18 protein-coding genes are annotated in these 23,858 nt (G+C 41.6%); 5 read left to right on the forward strand and 13 right to left on the reverse strand.

Translation table 11 applies throughout. From position 1 onward, the window contains the following. Nucleotides 1–431 precede the first annotated feature (431 nt). Entirely contained in the window at nt 432–1,931 is a 1,500-nt protein-coding gene (locus tag KCV09_RS08185; RefSeq protein ID WP_048765966.1) for a cation:proton antiporter, read from the reverse strand. Between the two features lie 199 nt (nt 1,932–2,130). On the opposite strand from KCV09_RS08185, the gene KCV09_RS08190 reads away from it, so the two are divergent. Next, nucleotides 2,131–2,688: a hypothetical protein gene (locus tag KCV09_RS08190; protein WP_004943159.1), complete on the forward strand. Its 558-nt coding sequence runs from the start codon at nt 2,131–2,133 to the stop codon at nt 2,686–2,688. A 23-nt stretch (nt 2,689–2,711) separates the two neighbouring features. Here the strand turns inward: KCV09_RS08190 and ypfJ are convergent, their stop codons facing one another. Continuing rightward, complete coding sequence (gene ypfJ, locus KCV09_RS08195; RefSeq protein WP_212515015.1) at nt 2,712–3,614, reverse strand: KPN_02809 family neutral zinc metallopeptidase; 903 nt, start codon at nt 3,612–3,614, stop codon at nt 2,712–2,714. A 17-nt stretch (nt 3,615–3,631) separates the two neighbouring features. Next, entirely contained in the window at nt 3,632–4,552 is a 921-nt protein-coding gene (locus KCV09_RS08200; protein WP_212515016.1) for a DUF808 domain-containing protein, read from the reverse strand. Nucleotides 4,553–4,758: 206 nt separating this feature from the next. Here KCV09_RS08200 and trpS point away from each other — a divergent pair, with 206 nt between their 5' ends. Further along, nucleotides 4,759–5,772 (forward strand): tryptophan--tRNA ligase, encoded by a 1,014-nt coding sequence (gene trpS, locus KCV09_RS08205; protein WP_004940919.1) that lies wholly within the window; start codon nt 4,759–4,761, stop codon nt 5,770–5,772. 562 nt (nt 5,773–6,334) lie between these two features. Here the strand turns inward: trpS and sucD are convergent. The 9 genes from sucD to sdhC form a co-directional block, all read right to left on the reverse strand. Then, complete coding sequence (gene sucD, locus KCV09_RS08210; protein ID WP_004940921.1) at nt 6,335–7,225, reverse strand: succinate--CoA ligase subunit alpha; 891 nt, start codon at nt 7,223–7,225, stop codon at nt 6,335–6,337. Nucleotides 7,226–7,237: 12 nt separating this feature from the next. Continuing rightward, nucleotides 7,238–8,404, reverse strand: a complete 1,167-nt coding sequence (gene sucC, locus KCV09_RS08215; protein ID WP_004940924.1) for an ADP-forming succinate--CoA ligase subunit beta — start codon at nt 8,402–8,404, stop codon at nt 7,238–7,240. 174 nt (nt 8,405–8,578) lie between these two features. After that, nucleotides 8,579–10,012: a dihydrolipoyl dehydrogenase gene (lpdA, locus tag KCV09_RS08220; RefSeq protein WP_004940928.1), complete on the reverse strand. Its 1,434-nt coding sequence runs from the start codon at nt 10,010–10,012 to the stop codon at nt 8,579–8,581. A gap of 57 nt (nt 10,013–10,069) precedes the next feature. Continuing rightward, on the reverse strand, nt 10,070–11,287 hold the full coding sequence (gene odhB, locus KCV09_RS08225; protein ID WP_004940933.1) for a 2-oxoglutarate dehydrogenase complex dihydrolipoyllysine-residue succinyltransferase: 1,218 nt from the start codon (nt 11,285–11,287) through the stop codon (nt 10,070–10,072). After that, nucleotides 11,287–14,127: a 2-oxoglutarate dehydrogenase E1 component gene (locus KCV09_RS08230; protein WP_004943169.1), complete on the reverse strand. Its 2,841-nt coding sequence runs from the start codon at nt 14,125–14,127 to the stop codon at nt 11,287–11,289. Before KCV09_RS08230 ends, odhB begins: the two co-directional genes overlap by 1 nt. A 558-nt stretch (nt 14,128–14,685) precedes the next feature. Further along, complete coding sequence (locus KCV09_RS08235; RefSeq protein WP_004940938.1) at nt 14,686–15,396, reverse strand: succinate dehydrogenase iron-sulfur subunit; 711 nt, start codon at nt 15,394–15,396, stop codon at nt 14,686–14,688. 14 nt (nt 15,397–15,410) lie between these two features. After that, entirely contained in the window at nt 15,411–17,306 is a 1,896-nt protein-coding gene (sdhA, locus tag KCV09_RS08240; RefSeq protein ID WP_004940941.1) for a succinate dehydrogenase flavoprotein subunit, read from the reverse strand. 12 nt (nt 17,307–17,318) lie between these two features. Continuing rightward, complete coding sequence (gene sdhD / locus KCV09_RS08245) at nt 17,319–17,684, reverse strand: succinate dehydrogenase, hydrophobic membrane anchor protein (protein ID WP_004940945.1); 366 nt, start codon at nt 17,682–17,684, stop codon at nt 17,319–17,321. Beyond that, nucleotides 17,684–18,085, reverse strand: coding sequence for a succinate dehydrogenase, cytochrome b556 subunit (sdhC, locus tag KCV09_RS08250; protein WP_088459624.1), 402 nt, complete (start codon nt 18,083–18,085; stop codon nt 17,684–17,686). Before sdhC ends, sdhD begins: the two co-directional genes overlap by 1 nt. 1,041 nt (nt 18,086–19,126) lie before the next feature. On the opposite strand from sdhC, the gene gltA reads away from it, so the two are divergent. After that, on the forward strand, nt 19,127–20,401 hold the full coding sequence (gene gltA / locus KCV09_RS08255) for a citrate synthase (protein WP_004940950.1): 1,275 nt from the start codon (nt 19,127–19,129) through the stop codon (nt 20,399–20,401). A gap of 53 nt (nt 20,402–20,454) precedes the next feature. Here the strand turns inward: gltA and KCV09_RS08260 are convergent, their stop codons facing one another. Next, a complete protein-coding gene (locus tag KCV09_RS08260; protein WP_048765958.1) occupies nt 20,455–20,910 on the reverse strand; it encodes a hypothetical protein in 456 nt (151 codons plus the stop codon). Between the two features lie 272 nt (nt 20,911–21,182). Between KCV09_RS08260 and KCV09_RS08265 the strand changes: the two genes are divergently transcribed. Together KCV09_RS08265 and KCV09_RS08270 are read left to right on the forward strand one after the other, a co-directional pair. Further along, complete coding sequence (locus KCV09_RS08265) at nt 21,183–22,808, forward strand: NAD+ synthase (RefSeq protein ID WP_004943175.1); 1,626 nt, start codon at nt 21,183–21,185, stop codon at nt 22,806–22,808. Further along, nucleotides 22,801–23,835, forward strand: coding sequence for a hypothetical protein (locus KCV09_RS08270; RefSeq protein ID WP_212515017.1), 1,035 nt, complete (start codon nt 22,801–22,803; stop codon nt 23,833–23,835). The genes KCV09_RS08265 and KCV09_RS08270 overlap by 8 nt, the downstream gene beginning before the upstream one ends. Nucleotides 23,836–23,858 lie beyond the last annotated feature (23 nt).

Here is a 23,858-nt window from a genome sequence, read left to right on the forward strand (position 1 = left end):
CTCAAAACAACCATCTTTTATGATTTTTGCACGTAATCCATACCATTAAACATTCAAAAAAGAAAAAAATAAATACAAAAACAGCTCAAAAAACAAAAAAAAGTGATAACTGGTTCACATAAATTATGCTTATATTTACCTTATAGTAAATTTTTTATTTTAATTAATTGATTTATATATATTTTTTATAAAAAAAATTCCACGATCGAACAATTTTGATACAAATCTCTGATACAAGAATCTTATAGAAAACTTGGGCAACCTCTTTAAACTTAGTAATTGATTTAAAAAGTGTGAAAGAACCGAGTTCAATCAGCTCAATCACAATTTTTAGCTCATTGAATAACATGATGTATATTTTTATTTAAATTATACTTATTCATAAATTCTATTAAACAATCGAATGATCAAATTATGAATACTCGATATATTTAAAAATTATTCGGATTCTCCAGTCTTTTCGCTTCTTGTACTTTTGTGGGATTATGAACCGTCGCAATACCATCTTCGGCTTTCTGATCGGTTAGTTTATCCATGTCGTAAATGGTGATTGTTTCGTTGCCATATGCATCTTCTCCTACAATATACTTATACCCTTTGCGGTTCATTTTGTGGCACATACGTTGATACCAGCCTTTAAATCCTTGAGTTTCTTCATTGGGATTATAATAAAATGCATTCATCACAGCAGGTAAACCAAGTCCACAAACCACTCCCGACATCAGCACACTAATAAAGGTATACCCAATTAAAATACTGCTGTAATCTCGTAGCTCAGGTACGTTGGCGACCGCAAGAATCAAGGCCAATGAAATTCCACCTCGAACACCACCCCACGATAAAATTGCCAGACTGCCGTTGTAACTCTTATGCTTAAATGACGGGAAAAAAGAAAACGAGAGAAAGTTTGCGACAAAGCGCGAAATATGTAACGCGATAAAGGCGAAAATTCCACCTAAGATCATGCTTGTACTTAAATCTAGAATAAAAAGCTCAAGACCAATCAAAGTAAATAAAAATGAGTTAATAATGCCTTCTACGGTGTGCCAGAAATGGTTCACTTCGCGAATTTCACGTTCTTGTAAAATTTCTTTCCACTTATTTCCAACAATCAAGCCGCCAATCACACAAGCAATCGGTGCCGATGCATGTGCGAACAATGACACCAAATAGGCACCACTTGCCAATAACGCTGTCGTCAGAATTAAAGATTCCATCTCGTGCTTACCACGCAACAGACGTAAAATTCCGACACCAAATGCCCAACCAATAATCACAGCGACCACGATTTCGTAAAGAAAGTTTTCGATTGTGCCCACCAAGCTAAAGTGCTCCCCTTTAAGTACATTTAAAAGGGTCATAAACACGGCGATACACATGGCGTCATTAAAGAGTGACTCACCTTCAAGTTTAACAATCAGGTGATGCGGGGCGCGAACTGAACTTAATACCCCTTTGATACCAATCGGATCTGTTGCTCCCAATGCAGAACCAAGTAACAGTAAAACCAGAATTGGAACAGGATTTCCAATCAAGTATTGAAAACCAAACAATAAACCTGCGAACAAGACAGCACAGAGCACCAACGCAATAGTGGCCAAGATGCCGATTGGCTTCCAATGATTGCGCAAATCTGAAATTTTAAATTTGAGTGCTGAGGAGGTTAAAATAAAACAAATCACACCATTGATTAGGAAATCATAAAAATCAATGCTTTTTACTGCATTTTCAATATTATGAATATTAATGGTAATAAACTGGTTGCCATTTAACAGGCTGGCTCCCCATTGCAAAATAAAAACTAAAACGGCCGAAACAATCGGCACACCAATCGCCTGAGGGAAATTTAAAATACGCTTATTAAAAATTGTGGTTGCAATCGACAGCGCAAAAATAACCGTGAGAACTTGAAGGAGAAAAAAACTACCCATAAATATCCTTATGGATCATATAAATAAACAGATCTGTAATTTTACTTAAATTTACTTTGGATATTGCCAAAAATTAACTTTATTAACAAAAAAACCATAATGTTTAATTTTATCAAACACTTAAGCTTAAGTAGAAAACTTCTTTGTGAATTGAATCAAATCAGTTATTTTAATGGCGTTCAAAAGGAAGTCCTCGCACATGCATCAATCGATTAAAACTGTTGTTCGGCTTGTCTCAGCTACCTGTATTTTTTTAATTACGGCGGCACTCATCTTAACCTTTTATAGTAAGGCAAAGGAAATCTGGAATGCCGAGGATGAATATACCCACAAACAGATTTCACAGATTCAAAGTGATGCGACACATACTTATCGTCTATTGAGTAACAATAAAAAGCCCAACCAAGCTTTTTATATTGTGCTACAAGATCGCGGATATATCGCGAAATTGAATTGCGAACATTATCTTGCAACCTTATGTACAGACCGCTATAACGAAATTGGGACACGTGTAATTCAGGATGCAACGTTTCAAACCTTTGGTACACATAGTTATCTTGAGAAAATACGTTATATGGATACCCAGACCAATATGCCTGGCTCTTACACTTGGTCTGAGCAAGACATCAAGTCATTGTATGCTCAAGACATTAGCAATTTAAAATATGTACTTTTTGGCGTCGGTATTTTTGCCTTGATCGCTCTATATTGTAGTTACCGAATTCTTCGCAACTTCAAGCAGTTTCTTAAAAAATAAAAAAGAAGGTGTCACCTTCTTTTTTAAATTGAACGACTATTGAATGTATCACACTGATTCAAGTCACCACTTTTTAATCCAGTTTCAAACCAATGCATGCGCTGTTGACTGGTACCATGGGTAAAACTATCAGGGACCACCTGCCCTGTTGCACGCTTCTGAAGATAATCATCTCCAATTTTTTGTGCTGCATCCATGGCTTCTTCGACATCTCCAGCCTCTAAAAATTGCGTGCGTTCTTGATTTCGATTGGCCCATATTCCGGCAAAGCAGTCGGCCTGTAGTTCAATACGTACAGAAAGTTGATTGGCTTGAGTACGATTGGCCTGTGCTTGCGCACGTTGTACCTGAGAGGATATACCCAATAAATTTTGAATATGATGTCCTACCTCATGTGCCACGACATAGGCCTGAGCAAAATCGCCTGCCTGATCTTGTCTGCTCAGTTCAGTCTGATTTTTATCGCCTGATATCCCCATTTGTTGGCGCATCTCTTTAAAGAACTGTGTATCGATATAAACTTTTTGATCGGTTGGACAATAAAAAGGCCCCATCGCCGACTCCGCAGTACCACAGGCAGATTGATCACGGCCATTAAACAACACTAATTTTGGCGCAACATAGCTTTGCCCCAGCTGTTGGAAGATGGGCGTCCAAGTGTCTTCTGTGTCTGCCAAAATTGTTCCTACAAAATCTGAGGCTTCTTTTTGTTCAGCAGATAATTGCTCTGGTGCTGTACCCGTCTGACTTTGTGCGGCTGTTATCTGCTGAGTTGCCTGATAGGCTTGTTGCGGATCGACACCAAAAAATTTCCATGCCACAAATGCCACCACCAAACCGACGATACTGATGCCACCCACTTTAGCACCACTACTTCCACGGCGATCTTCCACATTGCTACTGACTCGTCGACCTTTCCAACGCATAGATCATCTCCAATCGTTTATGCGGCTTTCGCTTTCATTTTTTGAAATACGGTTACGATCATAAACACGATCAAACCTGCCAGCATACCTATTCCAAAATTAATCAATGTTGGGGTAATCGCACCAATAATATTCCCAACTGTGGGAATCATTTCTAAATGATCACTGGTTTCTTCGCTAAAGTGATGAATCAGTGGAATCGTATGCGCAATAATGCCACCTCCCACTAAAAACATCGCAATCGTTCCAACCACAGACAAGGCTTTCATTAACCAAGGTGCAAATACCAACAACGCATTCCCAAGTTTTTGTTTAAAAGACGAACTTTGCTTGGTCCAGTACAAGCCCAAATCATCAATTTTTACAATCATGGCAACAAAACCATAAACACCCACAGTCATTACAATTGCGATAATACTGAGTACCATAACTTTGGTCATAAATGCTGCTGCGGCAACAGTACCTAATGAAATCACCACAATTTCGGCAGAAAGAATAAAATCGGTGCGAATGGCACCTTTTATTTTTTGTTTTTCAAAAGCAGCTAAATCAGTTTCATGGTTTTGTTGTTGTGGATCTGTGTATTTTTCAGCGTGTGCTTTTTTTGAAAACAAACTATGAATGACTTTTTCAATCCCTTCATAACATAAAAATAAACCACCAATCATGAGTAACGGATTAATGAGCCAAGGTGCGACCACCGAAATTAATAATGCCAATGGCACCAAAATCAGTTTATTAATAAAAGAGCCTTTTGCTACGCCCCATACCACCGGTATTTCACGCTCGGCGCGAACACCTGTTACTTGCTGGGCATTTAACGCCAGATCATCTCCCAATACGCCAGCGGTTTTTTTCGCTGCCATTTTACTCATGAGGGCAACATCATCCAAAATCGTTGCAATATCATCGAGAAGTACAAGTAAGCCAGTTGCCATTTTTTATCCGAATTGATTTTTATCTCTCTATTGTAAGACGATTTTTTTGAATTTCTGTAATTTTAACCGATAGATTGACAGGATTATTTTATGAAAAGTGCCGTGGATTGCTGACGATTTATTTTTATTTCCCGTACAATAACCCCATTCTTTTATATTGCAGCGGCTTAGCCTCTGAATAAACCCATTTAGTAGTGGACTATATAATGAGCAGTGTTGATCAACGACCTATTATTTTGACAGGTGACCGTCCGACTGGACAATTGCATCTCGGACATTTTGTCGGTTCTTTACGTTCTCGTGTCGGTTTACAAGATAGTCATCATCAGCATATCTTGTTGGCAGACGCTCAAGCCCTAACAGACAATGCAGACAATCCAGACAAAGTACGCCGTAATATTCTTGAAGTGGCACTGGATTATTTGGCTGTGGGCATCGATCCAACTAAAACCACGATCTGTGTTCAATCATGCTTGCCAGCACTGAATGAACTGACCATGTTGTACCTTAACTTTGTGACTGTTGCACGTCTTGAGCGTAACCCGACTATTAAATCTGAAATTCAGATGCGTGGGTTTGAGCGTGATATTCCAGCAGGTTTTTTATGCTATCCAGTGGCACAGGCAGCCGATATTACTGCCTTTAAAGCGACCGTCGTTCCGGTGGGTGAAGACCAAATTCCAATGATTGAACAGACCAATGAATTGGTACGCCGTGTGAATCGTCAGATTGGTCAAGATTTGCTTCCTGAATGTAAAGCCCTACTTTCAAATACAGGACGTTTACCTGGATTTGATGGTAAGGCAAAAATGTCGAAATCTCTTGGCAATACCATTGTATTAAATGCAAGTGATAAAGATATTAAAAAAGCCGTCAATGCAATGTATACCGATCCAAATCACTTACGCATTGAAGATCCAGGTCAGGTCGAGGGCAACATTGTATTTGCATATCTAGATGCATTTGATCCAGACAAAGAAGAAGTTGAGGCTTTAAAGGCTCACTATCGCCGTGGTGGTCTCGGTGATGGAACTGTAAAAAAACGCCTTGAAGGTATTTTAAAAGAATTGATTTCACCTATCCGTGAACGTCGTGAAGCGTTGGCTAAAGATCCAGATTACATCATGGATATCTTGCGCGAAGGTACAATCAAATGTCAGAACATAACCCAAGCCACACTGGATGAAGTAAAAGATGGGCTTGGCTTATTCAAGTTCTAATCGATCATGATCGAAACACCATTGAAGTACTGTCTTATTCAGCGGCAGTACGACTTTGGTCGAAAGCAAGCCTACATTTTGATCGATTATTTAACGTGATTTAACACATGTTAACGTGAATACCAATGAACTCTGAGTAGACCTTGAGTATATTAGGTTCATAGGTTATGCACTCCCCCAAGTTCATAACTCTTCTCCTTAACCGAAACTGTTATTACAGATTCGTTGTTCTGCGTAATGATCACCCCAATCATTACGCTTTTTTTTGCGTCTCATTTTATGGTGCTGTTTTTTAATTTTATTACTATCATTACAGCGTCAGCTTATAACGAGTTTAAGAATAACTAAACAAATTAAATTAAACGATCTTATTAAAAATTTGCAATAGTAGTCTTCACTCAAGGACATACGTCATCAGACTTTTAATCTAAGCCAGTACTTGATGAAAGATATAGAATTTTTCTTTTTAGATACGAACTTAAAATCCGATATATCGAATGATTTGTTCATAAAAAAACCCTTCAGATGTTCTGAAGGGTTTTTATTGGATAAAGCTTAAAAATTATACCAAACCTTTTTCCTTAAGGACCTTGTGCATGGTTGAGCCGAGTTCGGCTGGGCTACGCGTATACGCCATGCCTGCACGTTCAAATGCAGCAAATTTCTCTTCTGCTGTCCCTTTACCGCCCGAAATAATTGCGCCTGCATGCCCCATACGTTTGCCTTTTGGTGCAGTCACACCAGCAATGTATCCAACAACTGGCTTACTCACATTCGATTGGATGTATTCAGCTGCTTCTTCTTCCGCAGAGCCACCAATTTCACCAATCATAATGATCGCATCGGTATCTGGGTCATCTTGGAAAAGTTTCAACGCATCGATTTGGTTCATTCCTGGAATTGGATCACCCCCAATTCCGATACAAGTAGACTGACCTAAACCGAGTTTTGTGGTTTGCGCCACAGCCTCATAAGTCAAAGTACCCGAACGAGAAATAATTCCAATACGACCCGGTTGATGAATATGACCCGGCATAATTCCGATTTTACATTCGCCTGGAGTAATCACACCTGGGCAGTTTGGTCCAACTAAACGCACACCATTACCGTAGGTTTCAAGGTAACGCTTGGCTTTGAGCATATCTAGGGTTGGCACACCTTCAGTGATCACAACAATCAGACTCACACCTGAATCGACCGCTTCAACAATGGAGTCTAAAACAAAAGGCGCCGGAACATAAATAACCGATGCATCAGCATGAGTTTCACGAACCGCATCTTTCATGGTATTAAATACTGGCAAGTCCAGATGAGTAGTTCCACCTTTGCCTGGCGTTACCCCACCCACGACTTTCGTGCCGTAATCTAGCGCTTGGGCTGAATGAAATGTGCCGTTTTTACCCGTAAAACCTTGAACCAATACTTTTGTGTCTTTATTAATTAATACGCTCATTTTTATACTCCCTTAACCTTTTACCGCAGCAACAATTTTCTCTGCCGCATCCGATAATCCGTTGGCAGATGTCAGTTTTAAACCCGATTCGTCGAGAATTTTTGCACCCAATTCTGCGTTGTTGCCTTCTAGACGAACCACGACAGGAACGGTTACATTCACCTCTTGAACGGCTGCAATAATGGCTTCGGCAATCATGTCGCAACGTACAATTCCACCAAAGATATTGATTAAGACACCTTGAACAGAGGTATCAGCCAAGATGAGCTTAAATGCTTCAATCACGCGCTCTTTGGTTGCACCACCGCCTACATCAAGGAAGTTTGCAGGTTGACCGCCGTACAGTTTGATAATGTCCATTGTGGCCATTGCAAGCCCTGCACCATTGACCATACAGCCAATATTACCTTCAAGTGCGACATAGTTCAGTTCAAACTCAGACGCTTTTAATTCGCGCTCATTTTCTTGTGATTTGTCACGTGCTGCTGCAAGCTCTGGCAAACGATACAAGGCGTTTGAATCGATGCCAATTTTAGCATCGACCGCAAGGATATCGCCGTTTTCACGAACTGAGAGTGGATTAATTTCAAATAGGGCAAAATCATTTTCTACAAATGCTTGATAAGCACCTGTCATTAGCTTCACAAACTGGCTGACCTGTTTGTCTTTAAGTTGTAATGCAAATGCAACTTCACGTGCTTGGAACGGTTGTAAACCTACTAGTGGATCTACTTCGACTTTAATAATTTTCTCTGGCGTTTCTTCAGCTACTTTCTCGATTTCAACACCACCTTCGGTTGAAGCCATAAAAGTTACGCGACGGCTTGAACGATCCACCACAGCACCTAGGTATAGCTCACGTTCAACGGGATACACATCTTCGCAGATCAAGACACTGTTGACCGGCTGGCCGTTGGCATCGGTTTGATATGTGACAAGATTCGTACCAATCAATTGGTTGGCGTAGTCTGCAGCTTCTTCTTTCGATTTAACTACCTTTACACCACCAGCTTTACCGCGGCCACCCGCATGTACTTGGGCTTTCATCACGGCAAACTTGCCACCTAATTGTTCAAATGCAGCAACTGCTTCTTCTGCATTTCGTGCCAAAATTCCTTCTTGGACTGACACGCCATATTTTTTCAACAATGTTTTGGCTTGATACTCATGTAAATTCATTTAGTTACCTTTTTACGACTTTTGCCCTTGTTATAACTAACCTGTACTTAAACATCCGTCTCAGTAAATACAGATCATTTTTTCAATTTCATTTGTACTTATTTTTAGATGATTATTCAAATATAAACAACCATCTTAAACAAAAAAGAGCGGTCTAAACCGCTCTTTTCAATCTTACTTACGTTTGCGTTGAATTGCGTGAATGGCACGACCATCAACCGCTAAAGCGGCTTCATGCACCACTTCAGAATAGGTTGGATGACCAAATGTCATTAATTGTAAATCTTCTACAGAAGAAACAAACTCAAGTGCAATCATACCTTGGTGAACAATGTCAGATGCACCTGGTCCAATCACGTGCATACCCAACAAACGGTCGGTTTTTGCATCAGCCACAAACTTCACAAAACCTGCTGCTTCACCTGCTGCTAAAGCACGGCCATTGACTGCAAATGGGAATTGACCCGTTTTAACGTCATGACCTTTTTCTTTCGCTGCTTCTTCAGTTAAGCCAACCCAAGCTGCTTCAGGATGCGTATAAATAACGCTGATAATTGTATCGTAGTTCACTTGTGCTGCGTGACCGTGAATACGTTCAACCGCCATTACACCTTCTTCCATGGCTTTATGCGCAAGCATAGGACCACGTACAAGATCACCAATTGCATAAACACCTTCAAGAGATGTTGCGCAGTGGTCGTTGACTTCAATGAAACCACGTTCAGTCAACTTGATACCCGCATCTTCAGCCAACAAACCTTCTGCATATGGCTTACGGCCAACACAAACGATAAGCTTGTCGAATACTTGTTCTTTGTCTTCGCCGCCTTGGTTGTATTTCACAGTCACTTCACGACCATTTACTTCAGTCGCAGCAACTTTTGCACCAATGCGAATATCAAGACCTTGTTTGGTCAAGATTTTTTGGAAGTCTTTAGCAAGTGCCTTATCTGCCATTGGAAGGAATGTATCCAATGCTTCAAACACAACAACTTCAGCCCCCAAACGACGCCATACAGAACCAAGCTCGAGACCAATTACACCCGCGCCAATCACACCTAAACGCTTAGGTACTTCAGCAAACTCGAGTGCGCCAGTTGAGTCAACAATCAAGTCTTGATCAACTGGTGCTACCGGAATATTTACTGGTACTGAACCAGAAGCAAGAATCACGTATTTCGGCTCTAAAACCTGAGTTTCGCCTTCAAATGGCACAAACTCAACTTTTTTACCTGCAAGGAGTTTACCTGTCCCTTGTAACCACTCGATACCATTGCCTTTTAATAACTGAGCCACACCGCCCGTTAAGTTTTCGACAACTTTATCTTTACGTGCCAACATTTTTGCGATGTCAATTTTGACTTCACCTGTTGTAATACCGTGGTCATCTAGGTGATGTGCGGTATCTTCAAAGCGATGCGCTGAGTCTAAGAGTGCTTTAGACGGGATACAGCCCACGTTTAAGCAGGTACCACCTAAAGATGGCTTGCCTTTATGGATACGCTTTTCAATACACGCAACTTTAAAGCCAAGCTGAGCAGCGCGAATTGCCGCTTCATAGCCACCAGGTCCACCGCCAATTACAACAAGATCAAACTGTTGAGACATTTTTATCTCCATGAACCCAAGCGAAATGACTCAACTTGGGTGTTTATACGGACTAAATTAAAGATCAAGAATAAGTTTTGCAGGCTCTTCAAGAAGCTCTTTGATGGTTACCAAGAAACCAACAGCTTCTTTACCATCGATTAAACGGTGGTCATAAGAAAGTGCAAGATACATCATTGGTAAAATTTCAACCTGACCATTCACTGCCATTGGACGCTCTTGGATCTTATGCATGCCCAAAATTGCAGTTTGTGGTGTATTCAAGATTGGTGTAGAAAGCAATGAACCGAACGTACCACCATTAGTAATGGTGAATGTACCGCCTGTCATGTCTTCAATACCCAATTTGCCATCACGTGCCTTGTAAGCATAGTCACGGATACCGTTTTCAACTTCAGCATAGTTCATACGGTCAGTATCACGAAGTACTGGAACCACAAGACCACGGTCAGAAGAAACAGCAACGCCGATGTCGTAATAACCATGGTAAACAATATCATCGCCATCGATAGACGCATTTACAGCTGGATAACGTTTCAATGCTTCAGTTGCAGCTTTCACGAAAAAAGACATAAAGCCAAGACGCGCACCATGACGTTTTTCAAACGCATCTTTGTACTGTGCACGCATTTCCATGATTGGTTTCATGTTCACTTCGTTAAACGTAGTTAACATTGCGGTTTCTTGAGTTGCAGCAAGAAGACGCTCGGCTACGCGCTTACGCAGACGTGTCATTGGAACACGCTTTTCGATACGCTCACCGACCGCAACGCTAAGCGGTGCAGCAGCAGGTGCTGCTGGTTTTGCTTGGTGATTGGTCACGTCTTCTTTAGTGATACGACCACCACGGCCTGTACCTTGAACATCTGCTGCACTGATGCCTGTTTCAGTCAATGCTTTACGCACAGCTGGTGCTTGATCAGATACAGGTTGTGCACGTTCTACAACTGGTGCCGCACCCGCTTCAGTTTTAGATGCTGCTTGTTCTACTTTTGAATCGCTTTGAACTGATTGAGTTTCATTGGCGCCAGAAACTGCACCTTCTTGGAACTGTGCAATTACTTCGTCAGATAAAACTGTTTCGCCTTCATCTTTCACGATAGAAACAAGTTGACCATCAGCTGGAGCAACCACTTCTAAAACAACTTTATCAGTTTCAATATCACAAATGACTTCATCACGTGATACTGCTTCCCCAACTTTTTTATGCCAAGTTGCAATGGTTCCGTCTGCAACTGACTCTGGGAATACCGGTGCTTTAATTTCGGTTGCCATTATTTTGTCTCTCCTGATTGTTCAGCTTCGATTGCTAATGCATCATGAATGAGCTGAGCTTGTTGTTTTGCGTGCAAGTATGGTGAACCACATGCTGGTGCAGCCGATGCTTCACGACCTGCATAGCTGATGCGGATTTGTTTTCCAGATTTCAAGATGTCGTCATATAGACGCGGTGCGATAAACAACCAAGCACCTTGGTTCTTCGGCTCTTCTTGACACCACACCACATCTTTAACATTTGGATAAGCTGCAAGCACTTCTTCCAAGCGTTTTTCTGGGTACGGATAGAGCTGTTCGATACGAACCAACGCAACGTTGTTTAACTCAAGCTCACGACGTTTTTCAAGCAAATCGTAGTAGACCTTACCGCCACACAAAACTAGACGGGTAACATCTGCTTTATTGATTTGATCAACTTCATCAATCACGGTTTGGAATGTGCCGTTCGCAAGCTCATCGAGTGTTGATGTTGCAAGTTTATGACGAAGCAACGACTTAGGTGACATTACAATCATTGGCTTACGAATTGGACGAACTGCCTGACGACGTAACGCATGGAAAATCTGCGCTGGTGTGGTTGGTGTAATCACTTGCATGTTGTCTTCTGCACAAAGCTGCAAGAAGCGCTCAAGACGTGCAGATGAATGCTCTGGCCCCTGACCTTCAAAGCCATGAGGTAGCAACATGGTCAGACCACACACACGCTCCCACTTGGTTTCACCAGATGCAATGAATTGGTCAATCACAACTTGCGCACAGTTAGCGAAGTCACCAAACTGAGCTTCCCAGATGATCAAGCTATTTGGAATAGTTGTCGCATAGCCATATTCAAATGCAAGAACGGCTTCTTCAGACAACAAAGAATCATACAACGCAAAGCGTGGCTGATTTTCCTTTACATGACAAAGCGGAATATAAGTTGACCCGTCGACTTGGTTATGCAATTTAGCATGACGATGCGAGAACGTACCACGGCCAACATCTTCACCAGTAATACGAACCAAGTAACCTTCATCAACAAGTGTTGCGTAGGCAAGTGTTTCAGCAGCACCCCAGTTCAATGGCATTTCGCCCGTTTGCATTTTCAAACGGTCGTCAATGACTTTTTGCACTTGGCGTTGCATCACAAAACCTTCAGGTAGCTTACGCATTCCTTCACCAAGCGCTTTTAAGCGATTGATATCGGTTGTGGTATCCCAAACGTCTGTATAGTCATGGCCCAAGTACGGTTTCCAATCGACAAACATCTTGGTGTTTGGCTCAAGAACCAGCGCATTTGCAACGTGATTACCCGCTTCTAAATCAGCGCGGTAGTCTTCAATCAGTTTGTCCGCTTCTGCACGATCGAGTACTTTTTCTTGTACCAATTTGTCGGCATAAAGCGTACGAGTAGTTGGCTTTTTATTGATCACCTGATACATCAACGGCTGAGTTGCAGATGGCTCATCTGCTTCATTGTGGCCGCGACGACGGTAACAGAACAAATCAATTACAACGTCTTTACGGAAAGTATGACGGAAATCATGGGCCAACTGTGCAATAAACGCCACCGCTTCAGGATCATCACCATTTACATGGAAAATTGGTGACTGAACCATTTTCGCGATATCGGTACAGTATTCAGTTGAGCGAGCATCGCGTGGATCTGAAGTGGTGAAACCCACTTGGTTATTGATGACGATATGAACCGTACCACCAACCGTATAACCGCGAGTTTGCGACATTTGGAAGGTTTCTTGGTTAACACCCTGACCTGCAAATGCAGCGTCACCGTGAACGATCACCGGAAGAACGTCATCACCACCGATGTCTTTACGACGAACTTGGCGTGCACGAACCGAACCTTCAACCACTGGTCCAACAATTTCAAGATGCGACGGGTTAAATGCCAATGCCAAATGTACTTCGCCACCTGACGTCATGACATTTGATGAGAAGCCTTGGTGGTATTTTACGTCACCCGAACCTTTTTTATGAATTGATTTACCTTCAAATTCACCAAAAAGATCAGCTGGGTTTTTACCCATAATATTTACAAGAAGGTTGAGACGACCACGGTGTGGCATACCAATCACAACTTCTTTACAGCCTACAGAGCCTGCACGCTGAATAATTTCGTTCATCATCGGGATGAAGGCTTCACCACCTTCTACACCAAAGCGCTTAGCGCCGACATATTTGTTACCCAAAAACTTTTCAAGGCCTTCCGCAGCAGTTAAGCGCTCCAGTAGTCCTTTTTTCTGGTCATTGGTAAAATTGAACTGACCACGCGCACTCTCTAAACGTTGTTGAATCCAGCGTTTTTCTTTGGTGTCGACAATATGCATGTATTCTGCACCAATAGAACCACAATAAATGGCTTCCATTGCATCGATCATTTCACCGAGAGTAGCTTCAGTTTTACCAATAGCAAGATTACTGGTATTGAATATCGTATCAAGATCAGACTTCGTTAAACCATGAGCAGATAAATCAAGATCTGGAACGTCTTCGCGTTTTGCAAGACCTAGTGGATCGAGTTTTGCTTTTTGATGACCACGGTTACGATATGCTGCGATGAGTTGTAAGACACCAATCTGACGACGCTCATGATCACTGCTTACCGAACTTTGTACAACTGCTTGTACACGGCTCGAATTACGTCCAAGTAATAAGAACTGCTCACGCACATTGCTGTGTGGTTGATCACCTTTTGGGAATTTATCGAAGTATTGGCGCCAGTCCTCTGTCACAGAGGTTGGGGAGGTCAGGTATTGCTCGTAAAGCTGTTCAATATACGCTGCGCTATCAGCGGAAAGTTCAGTGTCAAGACGCAAAGCGTCAGCAACATCTTGCATTTGTGGACCCATTTCCTATTGCAAAAACATTACGGGTTGCTTTTTTAAACAGACCCATGATTGATAACGCCAAATTGTAAAATGGCATTACAAACCCATTCTGGCGCTGAGACCAAAGGGGGCGTTATGACCACATCAAGTTTCCTTGACATAATCAATGAAAAACAACGCCGTCATTGGCATCATTTATCATCTGTATACTCGGCGACGCCGAGCAATTTTTGCAAATCATCTTAGAAAAACAAAATCTTACCGCTATTTGGCTTTTCTAAAATAACTCTTCTACATAAAAATTAAGCACAATCAAAAATCGTGCTTCGTGTATATGGCCTATTATGCACTTTGTGGGCATAAAATTTCGTTTCAAATCGTATCATGTTCTGCTTACACGAATTGATTTTTTTGACATATACCTCTTATAAATTGACAAAATACATTGGCTATTTTAGCTGATAACCTATGGTGCTTGATATACATTTTAGATGCAATTTAGACATTAGTCCCATTTATTTTCAATAAAAAAAGCGCACATAAATATGTGCGCTTTTTTTAACGGAATTAACCTGCTTGATCGAGAAGCATGTTACGAATGTGACCAATTGCTTTTGTTGGGTTCAAACCTTTCGGGCAAACAGATACACAGTTCATGATTCCTTTACAACGGAACAATGAGAATGGGTCGTCCAAACGCGCCAAACGTTCTTGAGTAGCGGTATCACGCGAATCGATAATAAAGCGATAAGCGTTTAGTAGCGCAGATGGACCCAAGAATTTGTCTGGGTTCCACCAGAACGATGGACATGATGTCGAACAACACGCACACAAGATACATTCATACAGGCCGTCAAGATGCTCACGGTCCGCTTGAGACTGTAAACGCTCTTTTGGTGGCGCTGGCTGATTGTTAATCAGGAATGGCTGGATCTTGTTGTATTGATCGTAGAACTGGTTCATGTCTACAACCAGATCCTTAATCACTGGCAAGCCTGGTAGAGGACGAATCACGATTTTTTCAGGCAAATCGTTGAGGTTCCACAAACACGCCAGACCATTTTTACCATTGATATTCACACCGTCAGAACCACAAATACCTTCTCGGCATGAACGGCGGAATGTCAAGGTTTCATCCTGTACTTTCAGTGCAAGTAACGCATCAAGCAACATACGGTGCTTGTCGGTTAGCTCGAGCGTGAAAGTTTGCATGTACGGCGCTTTATCCTTATCAGGATCATAGCGGTAGATTTCGAATGTACGAGTACCTCTACTCATCTTTAGTCTCCCGATTAGAATGTACGTGGTTTAGGTTCAATTGCTTCAACCGTTAACGGATTGAAACGAACTGGCTTGTACTCAAGACGGTTATCAGATGAATACCACAATGTGTGTTTCATCCATTCATCGTCACGGCGGCCATATGAATACGTTGGGTGATCAGGAGCCAACTCATAGTCAACCACTGTATGCGCACCACGACATTCTTTACGTGCAGCAGCAGAAATTAATGTAGCTTTCGCAACTTCATACAAGTTTTCAACTTCAAGCGCTTCAACACGCGCGGTGTTAAATACTCTTGATTTGTCTTTCAAATGAATGTTACGTACACGAGATTCCATCGCAAGGATTTCTTGTACACCTTTGTCAAGCAAAGCTTGAGTACGGAATACACCAGCATGATCCTGTACGATGTCACGGATTGTATCGGCAATTTCTTGTGCATTCTCACCAGAAGTTGAATCATCTAGTTTGCGAATACGTGCCAATGTGTTTTCAAGTACGTCATTTGGTAGTGGTGCATAATCATCACCATGGTGCTTGGTCACATAATCAATGATATGTTCACCAGCCGCCTTACCAAATACCACCAAATCAAGCAATGAGTTGGTTCCTAAACGGTTAGCACCGTGAACCGACACACACGAACACTCACCGATTGCATAAAAACCTTTAACCGGTTTTACATAATCGCGCGTACCTTGGTAGGTATATTGTTTAGTGTCTTTGTCGTAGTGTGCAGTAAACTCGCCTTCTTCCACACCATGCGGCACCACAACCTGACCATGGATATTGGTCGGGATACCACCCATTTGGTAGTGAATTGTAGGTACAACAGGAATTGGCTCTTTGGTACAGTCAACGTTTGCAAACTTTTTACCAATCTCAAAAACAGACGGTAAACGCTTCATGATGGTTTCTGCACCCAAGTGCGTCATATCAAGAAGAATGTAGTCGCCTTTAGGGCCACAGCCACGCCCTTCTTTGATCTCTTGGTCCATTGAACGTGATACGAAGTCACGCGGTGCCAAGTCTTTCAATGTTGGTGCATAGCGCTCCATGAACGGTTCGCCGTCCTTGTTACGCAAAATACCACCTTCACCACGACAACCTTCTGTCAACAGTACGCCAGCTCCGGCAACACCCGTTGGGTGAAATTGCCAGAATTCCATATCTTGTAATGGAATACCTGCACGCGCTGCCATACCCAGACCATCGCCTGTATTAATGTAAGCGTTGGTTGATGCACGGTAAACTCGGCCTGCACCACCCGTAGCGAACAAAGTTGCTTTGGCTTGGAATACGGCAATATTACCTGTTTCTTGGTCGTAAGCGGTTACACCAAGTACATCACCTTCATTATTACGGATCAGGTCAAGCGCAATCCATTCAACAAAGAACTGTGTGCCCATTTTTACGTTGCTTTGATACAACGTATGTAAAAGCGCATGACCTGTACGGTCAGCGGCTGCACAGGCACGTGGTACTGCTTTTGCACCATAGTTTGCAGAGTGACCACCAAATGGACGCTGATAAATCGTTCCATCTTCGTTACGGTCAAACGGCATACCCATGTGTTCAAGCTCGTACACTACTTTAGGTGCTTCACGCGTCATATATTCGATCGCGTCTTGATCACCTAACCAGTCAGAGCCTTTTACGGTGTCGTAAAAGTGATAATGCCAGTTATCTTCTTGCATGTTGCCTAACGATGCACCGATACCACCTTGCGCGGCAACCGTGTGCGAACGTGTTGGGAATACTTTAGTCAAAACAGCAACTTTTAAACCCGCTTGTGCAAGTTGATACGCTGCACGCATACCAGAACCACCACCACCAACGATGACAGCATCAAAGGTGAGGTTTTGGATATTTGAATAATCTTCTTTAGGGTTTATCGCGCCCATGATGTCTTCCTATCAATTCGCCCAGAAAATCTGGATACCCCAGATTACAAATACAAACACGGCAATAATGACAGCCGTTGTTAGAACCAGACGTAAACCTGAAGCTGAAGGACCCATTTGACGAGTCGTTACATAGTCAGTAAATACTTGCCACATACCAATCCAAGCGTGTGCTGCCAATGACAATACAGCCAACAAAGACAAAATCTTCATTGGTAAAGTCATCATGAAGCCAGACCATTGCTCATAGTTAAAGCCACCATGAAACAAAATCCAACCCATGATCACGACTGTATATACGGCTAAAACAACAGCACTAATACGCTGGACAAACCAATCGCGAGAACCTGAACCTGTTAATCCTGTAGCACTTTTCATTAGAACATAATCCATACGAAGGCTGCGATGATACCAATCACAGATAAGATCAATGCAACTGTAGCGGCAGTTCGCCCACTTTGAAGCTCTTCTGCAAAGCCAAGATCAGCAAGCAAGTGTTTAACACCAGCAATGAAGTGATAAATTAAACCTGCTACAAATACCCATACGATGAATCGTACTAAAATATTTCCGAAGATAACTGTTTTTACGTATTCAAATCCTTCTGGTGATGCTAAGGATTTATCCAAAATCCATAATAGAACGGGAATTAATAGAAATACGATGACACCAGAGAGACGGTGTAAGATTGATGCAATAGCCACGGGTGAGCGTAAGTTTACCGCTAACACCTGACCCATGGACAAATTGACAGGTCTGTTGCTTTTCACAGCGGGCATCCTGTAGTAAAAACTCCAGCTGGAGTTTGTTTGAATTAATTCGAAGGAAAGCTGGCATTGAAGGCAAGCAAATGCCTACTTAATAAACGACTCTTGAATTATAAAACGTCAAAAATCAAATTACAAACAATGAAAAACCTCTTTTTCATATAAAATTAAGCAAATAAGAATCATTTACCTATACGGATTGGTCACATAATCATCGTTAATTAGATTAAAAACTCGTATGTCTCTATTTTTATATACTATTTTAAAAAAACCAGCTTTAATTGGCTTTATGATCTTCATCATATGAGAATTAGACCAAAGATATTAAATTCAATTGAACTCTTTGCTTACACAGATTGCAATTGAAGGTTTAAGCTTATTCTGAATCCGTTTTAAATCATAAAGCTTATATTTTTTTATAAAATGTCGTGCTGCTTTTATATTCTTTTCAGCCTTATATCGCTATTATAAAGAACTACTTACTTTGTGAATAACTTCAGCTACACAATCAAATTTGATTTAAATTCACACAAAAATAATCTTATTAACCGCCCTACACGTTCTGAAAAGTACAAATTTTGAGGTGGATGATGAGTTCAATTAGCTATTTTTTAACCAGTTGAATCAATTTTGGAAATACTGGCCTATCTGTTTTAAAGCATGAAATCGATTAACTCATTCGAGGTAAATACTCGGTAAGTTATGGGTTTTAAGCCATTTTCATAATGCGTTGGCATAATCTACCAATAGCCAGATGGATTAATTGCTCTAAAAATTTGTTTACAATTTAGATTTTAGACCCAATTTTTTTCTGCACGGCGTCATAAATTTGACTTATCATAGCGCGTCGATACTGTGATTTTATTCATTTTTTTAACCCTTAACAGTTAAACTAAATACTTGTGGTGACGCTACTTTTTTATCCATTAGTATAATTGACAAAATTTCAGTTCACACTAATCTTAGTAACAATTTTTGACCCGTCTGATTCGTGCATTAAAAGATTAATACTTCGATTCAGATCAACATTCACCAGGACAGGAGATCTATTGAATGTCTGAAGCAACTGGCAAGAAAGCCGTACTAAAGCTTGATGGCAAAGAAATTGAATTACCAATTTACAGCGGCACATTAGGCCCAGATGTAATCGACGTTAAGGATGTATTGGCCGCAGGTCATTTTACGTTTGATCCTGGTTTCATGGCGACCGCTTCTTGTGAATCGAAGATTACCTTCATCGACGGGAACGAAGGTGTGTTATTACACCGCGGCTACCCAATCGATCAGCTTGCAACTCAGGCGGATTATCTCGAAACATGTTATTTGCTTTTAAATGGTGAACTCCCAACCAAAGAGCAAAAAGAAGAATTTGATGCGAAGGTGCGTAACCACACTATGGTTCACGACCAAGTAAGCCGTTTCTTTAATGGTTTCCGTCGTGATGCACACCCAATGGCAATCATGGTTGGTGTGGTTGGTGCTTTATCTGCGTTCTATCATAACCAGTTAAACATCGAAGATGTGAATCATCGTGAAATTACTGCTATTCGCTTGATTGCAAAAATTCCGACGCTTGCAGCATGGAGCTACAAGTATACGGTGGGTCAACCTTTCATCTACCCTCGCAATGACTTGGGCTATGCAGAAAACTTCCTGCATATGATGTTTGCGACACCTGCAGATCGTGATTACAAAGTAGATCCGATTCTAGCTAAAGCAATGGATCGTATTTTCACGCTTCATGCCGATCATGAGCAAAATGCATCAACGTCAACTGTACGTTTGGCAGGCTCAACTGGCGCGAATCCATATGCATGTATCGCAGCGGGTATTTCAGCGCTTTGGGGCCCTGCTCACGGCGGTGCAAACGAAGCTGTTCTGAAGATGCTCGACGAGATCGGTACAGTTGAAAACGTTGCGGGCTTCATGGAAAAAGTGAAGACCAAAGAAGTGAAACTCATGGGCTTTGGTCACCGTGTGTATAAAAACTTCGATCCACGCGCGAAAGTGATGAAAGAAACGTGTGATGAAGTTCTTGCTGCGCTTGGCATCAATGATCCACAACTTGAACTTGCGATGGAACTTGAGCGTATTGCGTTGTCTGATGAATACTTCATCAAGCGTAACTTGTATCCAAACGTAGACTTCTACTCAGGTATCATTCTCAAAGCGATTGGTATCCCAACAGAAATGTTTACCGTGATCTTTGCACTTGCACGTACTGTTGGCTGGATCAGCCACTGGTTAGAAATGCACAGTGCTCCGTACAAAATTGGTCGTCCTCGTCAGCTTTATACTGGCGAAACCAAACGCGACATCCAGCGTTAATCGCTGCCTAAGCGTTATACCAATAAAAAAAGACCGCATTTGGCGGTCTTTTTTTATTGCGGGGAAGCAATAAACGGAATACAGGCAGCCAGATCATCACAAGATTGTTGACGATGTTTTTTGAGAAAGTAGTCTTGAACCATTTGCGCCTGCTGCTCAACACCAAACTCTAAAAAAGTTTTACCGCGCTTAAGCACATAATGATATTGGCGCTCAAAAATAGCCTTTCGAATCAGCTTAATGCCCTGCTGTACTTGCCATACATGTACCAATTCATGAATGAGCCAAGATTGCTTTTCAATCGACTGCGTCGAAAAATCTTCGCACCAGTCGATCACATTAAAATAAATATGCCCATTGGGACTGATTGCATAGTGCTTCAATACCAAACGATGTGCACAAATAAAGATCGAATCATAATTGAGATGCGAGCTAAAAATTTCGCGTGCAAGTGATATTTCACCCGAGGTCAGCTTTCGTCTTCTGAGGATGAGAAAATTTTGTAGCATGATCTTTTTATTGATTGAAGATTAATTTGAGTGTAATCGATGTCGGCTATAGATACAGCCAAATTACAACAAATAAAAAATCGATTAAAATAGATAATTCTTGTTATTTTTGCGCAGAAAAAGCTTTGATTAGTATATATTATCTGTCTTGCACTGTTTTTCAATTCGATTGACTTTTTTGTGTTATCCCATGCGTCACCCCGTTGTAAAAAGAAAATGACAAAAGCAACGAATGGCGTATATCTGTGCTATCGATCTAGGATTAGGTTTGAATGAAAAGTTTTAAAATTGCCCTTGCTCAATTTTCACCGCATATTGGCAATATTGATTCAAATGCTCAAAAAATGATTGAGCAAGCAAATGAAGCTAAAAAACAACATGCTGATTTAATTATTTTTCCAGAACTCTCCATCATCGGCTATCCAGCCGAAGACTTGCTGCTACGTCCAAATCTTGGTAAACGAATGCATCAGGCATTTCAGCAACTTAAAGAAGTAAAAGACATTGTAATGGTGTTTGGGTTTGTACATCAAACCGAAGAAGGACATCGTTATAATTCTGCCGCTGTCATGAAAGATGGTGTCGTGCTCGGAATCTATAACAAGCATAATTTACCCAACTATGGCGTTTTTGATGAAAAGCGCTATTTCAACCCTGGGCATCAACACCTTGTGTTTGAGTATTTAGGGCATAGATTTGGTGTCTTGATTTGTGAAGATATTTGGTCGCTCAATACGGTTCAACAGCTCACGCAGCTCAATGTAGAAACAGTTTTAGTGCTTAATGCATCACCATATGAGGTGGGTAAGCCGCAGCATCGTGTTCAGACTTTGACTGAACTCTCTAAGCAGCTCAATGTCAATCTGGTTTATCTCAATCAGGTAGGCGGGCAAGATGATCTCATTTTTGATGGCACCAGCTTTGTCATCAATCACACCGGAACTGTGGCTGTACAGGCACCGAGCTTTAAGGAAGCGCTGTACTATGCTGAATATGATATCGAAAATAAGCAGTACAAAACCACTGAAGTGACGCCTGCACTCGATACCATGGCGGAAATTTATCAAAGTTTGGTGATGGCCACGCGTGACTATGTACAACGTTCTGGTTTCCCGGGTGTGATATTAGGTTTGTCTGGCGGCATTGACTCAGCACTCACCCTAGCGATTGCAGCCGATGCAATTGGTGCCGATAAGGTTCAAGCAGTCATGATGCCTTATACCTATACGGCTCAAATCAGTGTGGAAGATGCGACCGAGCAAGCGCGACGTATGGGCGTTACCTTCGGGATCGCTGAAATCCATCCGATTGTAAATAGCTTCATGCAAACGCTATATCCATTTTTTGGCAACACACCGGCAGATGCGACGGAAGAAAACCTACAGGCACGTGCACGTGGCACGCTGTTGATGGGGCTGTCTAACAAGTTTGGTAATCTGGTGCTTTCAACCGGTAACAAGTCTGAAATTTCAGTGGGTTACTGCACACTTTACGGCGATATGGTGGGTGGTTTTTCTGTACTTAAAGACGTGTATAAAACCATCGTGTTTGAGCTGGCAAAATATCGCAACACGCTTGGTGATACGCCTGTAATTCCTGAACGTGTCATTACTCGCCCGCCATCGGCAGAATTACGTCCAGATCAGAAAGATCAAGATTCATTGCCGCCTTATGATATTCTGGATGCGATTCTTTACGCTTATATCGAAGAAGATCAAAGTCAGGCCGATATTATTGCCAAAGGCTTTGAGAAAGACGTAGTTGAAAAAGTGATTCGTCTCGTCGATCGTAATGAATACAAGCGTCGCCAAGGTGCAATTGGCCCTCGAATTAGTTCACGTGCCTTTAGCCGTGAGCGCCGCTACCCTATCGTAAATGGCTGGAGACCAGATGACTAAGGATCAGACATCGTCTAGCGCGCAGCTTGCTCAAGCACTTTTGCTTGAGCAGGTGCATTATTTCAAGTCTCAGCTCTGTGCTGAGCACTCTTCGGAGTATCTACAACATCTCTCGCATTTGATTTTTCAGTCTCTCCAACAGCTCAAACTCCATCAAGTCATCGATATGCAACAACTTGAAATGGTGGTTCGGCGCTATGCATTTGAAATGCAGTTGGGTGCAGATTTACTCGAATTCATTGGTGAAATTTCTAAGCAGATTTATCTTAGCGCACTTAAATCACCATCGACTTTGAATGATTTGGTCTCGGATCAACAGTTTGATATCTGGTTAGCCAAGTTTTTAGAATTAGACAATATTCGGCTTTACTTCAACACCTTCTTGCGTCACAGCCCAGCCATTGAGCAACTGTGTCACTTCATCGCCACCAGCGCAATACATCATAAATTGCCTAGGTTTTTGCAGCCGGCATCGGGCAACGAATCTAGCACTACTTTACAAGCGCGTTGGCAGCAAAATCTAAAATCCTTTTCACACAAACATCAGCAACGAATTGAGCAAAAAATTGAAGACTACTTGGCTCGCTTGATTCAGCAGCAACTGGCAGAACTGAGTGTCTTATCCAATGATGATCTTGAAGATTTACTGCGTACACTCTGGGACGATGTAAAAGACAAAACTGTTTACGAGTACATCTCTAAAATTAATCCTCTAGATATTGAAGAGTTTTTTGTACTGGTTTATGAATACTGGAAAGAACTGCGCCAGCAGCCTTTCATTCAAAATCTCGTGTTGCGGGGTGTCGAAGTATTTTATGAATTTTATCGTGATGATACGTTGCAGGATTTATTTTACGGCATTGGGTTAAACGAGCAGGATATTTATACTGAAGTACAGCGGTTTTACCCTAAACTTATTCGAGCTCTAGATCGGGAAGGATTACTTGAACCGCTTTTGGTGAATGTTTTATCACCATTTTATGCGCGTAGCGAAACCTTAAGCTTGATTGAACAACATCAGTCATAAAACAAAGTCCAAACCGTAGCTAA

It is taken from the genome of Acinetobacter soli (assembly GCF_018139125.1).
Lineage (GTDB): Bacteria > Pseudomonadota > Gammaproteobacteria > Pseudomonadales > Moraxellaceae > Acinetobacter > Acinetobacter soli.

Bases quoted from the DNA above. Each gene is read 5' to 3' on its own strand.
- KCV09_RS08185 (WP_048765966.1), bottom strand. From the start codon at position 1,931: ATGGGTAGTTTTTTTCTCCTTCAAGTTCTCACGGTTATTTTTGCGCTG.
- KCV09_RS08190 (WP_004943159.1), top strand. From the start codon at position 2,131: ATGCATCAATCGATTAAAACTGTTGTTCGGCTTGTCTCAGCTACCTGT.
- ypfJ (WP_212515015.1), bottom strand. From the start codon at position 3,614: ATGCGTTGGAAAGGTCGACGAGTCAGTAGCAATGTGGAAGATCGCCGT.
- KCV09_RS08200 (WP_212515016.1), bottom strand. From the start codon at position 4,552: ATGGCAACTGGCTTACTTGTACTTCTCGATGATATTGCAACGATTTTG.
- trpS (WP_004940919.1), top strand. From the start codon at position 4,759: ATGAGCAGTGTTGATCAACGACCTATTATTTTGACAGGTGACCGTCCG.
- sucD (WP_004940921.1), bottom strand. From the start codon at position 7,225: ATGAGCGTATTAATTAATAAAGACACAAAAGTATTGGTTCAAGGTTTT.
- sucC (WP_004940924.1), bottom strand. From the start codon at position 8,404: ATGAATTTACATGAGTATCAAGCCAAAACATTGTTGAAAAAATATGGC.
- lpdA (WP_004940928.1), bottom strand. From the start codon at position 10,012: ATGTCTCAACAGTTTGATCTTGTTGTAATTGGCGGTGGACCTGGTGGC.
- odhB (WP_004940933.1), bottom strand. From the start codon at position 11,287: ATGGCAACCGAAATTAAAGCACCGGTATTCCCAGAGTCAGTTGCAGAC.
- KCV09_RS08230 (WP_004943169.1), bottom strand. From the start codon at position 14,127: ATGCAAGATGTTGCTGACGCTTTGCGTCTTGACACTGAACTTTCCGCT.
- KCV09_RS08235 (WP_004940938.1), bottom strand. From the start codon at position 15,396: ATGAGTAGAGGTACTCGTACATTCGAAATCTACCGCTATGATCCTGAT.
- sdhA (WP_004940941.1), bottom strand. From the start codon at position 17,306: ATGGGCGCGATAAACCCTAAAGAAGATTATTCAAATATCCAAAACCTC.
- sdhD (WP_004940945.1), bottom strand. From the start codon at position 17,684: ATGAAAAGTGCTACAGGATTAACAGGTTCAGGTTCTCGCGATTGGTTT.
- sdhC (WP_088459624.1), bottom strand. From the start codon at position 18,085: ATGCCCGCTGTGAAAAGCAACAGACCTGTCAATTTGTCCATGGGTCAG.
- gltA (WP_004940950.1), top strand. From the start codon at position 19,127: ATGTCTGAAGCAACTGGCAAGAAAGCCGTACTAAAGCTTGATGGCAAA.
- KCV09_RS08260 (WP_048765958.1), bottom strand. From the start codon at position 20,910: ATGCTACAAAATTTTCTCATCCTCAGAAGACGAAAGCTGACCTCGGGT.
- KCV09_RS08265 (WP_004943175.1), top strand. From the start codon at position 21,183: ATGAAAAGTTTTAAAATTGCCCTTGCTCAATTTTCACCGCATATTGGC.
- KCV09_RS08270 (WP_212515017.1), top strand. From the start codon at position 22,801: ATGACTAAGGATCAGACATCGTCTAGCGCGCAGCTTGCTCAAGCACTT.